Below are 2,311 nucleotides of genomic sequence, written 5' to 3' on the forward strand. Positions count from 1 at the left end.
TCAGTGCATTGACTATCGCCATCGCGGGGCAAGCCCGCTCCCACGCAGTACAGGCTTGCTGAAAATGCTCCGCAGAGTCTGCCCGGTATAGGTTTGCACCAGCGTTTTTCATGAATTGCCCCCTAAACACAGGAAAAATACCCAACTGCGACCATCCGTCATTGCCCCCAGGCCGCCTGTGGGGGAAAATGGCCGCCTTTTTGCGTTCCACTACTTATTCAAAGCCCCAGGAGACTTAGCGATGCCCAGCCGTCGTGATCGTGCCAACGCCATTCGTGCCCTCAGCATGGATGCCGTGCAAAAGGCCAACAGCGGCCACCCAGGTGCCCCTATGGGCATGGCGGATATCGCCGAAGTGCTTTGGCGCGACTACCTGAAGCACAACCCGAGCAACCCGAGCTTCGCTGACCGTGACCGCTTCGTGCTGTCCAACGGCCACGGCTCGATGCTGATCTATTCGCTGCTGCACCTGACCGGCTATGACGTCACCATCGACGACCTCAAGTCGTTCCGCCAGCTGCACAGCCGCACCCCAGGCCACCCGGAGTTCGGCTACACCCCAGGTGTCGAAACCACCACCGGCCCGCTGGGCCAAGGCCTGGCCAACGCCGTAGGCTTCGCCCTCGCCGAGAAAGTGCTGGCTGCCCAGTTCAACCGTGAAGGCCACAACATCGTCGACCACAACACCTACGTGTTCCTGGGTGACGGCTGCATGATGGAAGGCATTTCCCACGAAGTCGCTTCGCTGGCCGGTACCCTGGGCCTGAACAAGCTGGTCGCCTTCTACGACGACAACGGCATCTCCATCGACGGCGAAGTGCACGGCTGGTTCACCGACAACACCCCAGCGCGTTTCGAAGCCTACAACTGGCAGGTCATCCGTAACGTCAACGGTCACGATGCCGACGAAATCAAGATGGCCATCGACACCGCTCGCAAGAGCGACCGTCCGACCCTGATCTGCTGCAAGACCATCATTGGTTTCGGCTCGCCGAACAAGCAGGGCAAGGAAGATTGCCACGGCGCGCCGCTGGGCAACGACGAAATCGCCCTGGCCCGCAAAGAACTGAACTGGAACCACGGCCCGTTCGAAATCCCTGCCGACATCGCTGCCGAGTGGGATGCCAAGGCCGCCGGTGCCAAGGTCGAAGCCGAATGGAACCAGCGCTTCGACGCTTACGCCGCCGCCTTCCCGGAGCTGGCCAGCGAGCTCAAGCGTCGCCTGAGCGGTGATCTGCCAGCTGACTTCTCGGAAAAGGCCGCTGCCTACATCGCCGAAGTCGCAGCCAAGGGTGAAACCATTGCCAGCCGCAAGGCCAGCCAGAATGCCCTGAACGCCTTCGGCCCCCTACTGCCTGAGTTCCTCGGCGGCTCGGCTGACCTGGCCGGCTCCAACCTGACCCTGTGGAAAGGTTGCAAGGGTGTCGAGGCCAATGACGCCAGCGGCAACTACGTGTTCTACGGCGTGCGTGAATTCGGCATGACCGCGATCATGAACGGCGTTGCCCTGCACGGCGGCCTGGTGCCTTACGGCGCGACCTTCCTGATGTTCATGGAATACGCCCGTAACGCAGTGCGCATGTCAGCGCTGATGAAACAGCGGGTGATCCACGTCTACACCCACGACTCCATCGGCCTGGGCGAAGACGGCCCGACTCACCAGCCGATCGAGCAGCTGACCAGCCTGCGCAGCACGCCGAACCTGGACACCTGGCGCCCAGCCGATGCGGTCGAGTCGGCCGTCTCCTGGAAAGCCGCACTGGAGCGCAAGGACGGCCCATCGGCGCTGATCTTCTCGCGTCAGAACCTGCAACATCAGGACCGCGATGCCCAGCAGATCGCCGACATCGCCCGTGGTGGCTATGTGCTCAAGGACTGCGCAGGCGAGCCTGAGCTGATCCTGATCGCCACCGGTTCCGAAGTGGGCCTGGCGGTGCAGGCGTTCGCCAAGCTGACCGAGCAGGGCCGCAAGGTGCGCGTCGTGTCGATGCCAAGCACCAGCGTGTTCGATGCCCAGGACGCTGCCTACAAGCAGTCGGTACTGCCGCTGCAAGTCGGTGCGCGCATCGCCATCGAAGCTGCCCACGCCGACTTCTGGTACAAGTACGTAGGCCTGGAAGGTCGCGTCATCGGCATGACCACCTACGGCGAATCGGCTCCGGCCTCGGCGCTGTTCGAGGAGTTCGGCTTCACCCTGGAAAACATCCTGGGTACTGCTGAAGAGCTGCTGGAAGACTGATGTAAAGTCTGGGGGCTTTGCCGCCCCCTTCAATCGCGGGGCAAGCCCGCTCCCACGCCAGCTCGCGAATAC

The 2,311-nt window shown here is 62.5% G+C and carries 1 protein-coding gene; it reads left to right on the top strand.

Annotated elements, in window-relative coordinates; all coding sequences use genetic code 11:
- The first annotated feature begins 241 nt into the window (after positions 1 to 241).
- Positions 242 to 2,239, top strand: a complete 1,998-nt coding sequence (tkt, locus tag AAZU54_RS27230) for a transketolase (RefSeq protein ID WP_264236702.1) — start codon at positions 242 to 244, stop codon at positions 2,237 to 2,239.
- Positions 2,240 to 2,311 lie beyond the last annotated feature (72 nt).

The sequence above is a fragment of the Pseudomonas sp. Je.1.5.c genome (assembly GCF_051129895.1).
Taxonomy (GTDB): domain Bacteria; phylum Pseudomonadota; class Gammaproteobacteria; order Pseudomonadales; family Pseudomonadaceae; genus Aquipseudomonas; species Aquipseudomonas urmiensis.

Bases quoted from the DNA above. Each gene is read 5' to 3' on its own strand.
- tkt (WP_264236702.1), top strand. From the start codon at position 242: ATGCCCAGCCGTCGTGATCGTGCCAACGCCATTCGTGCCCTCAGCATG.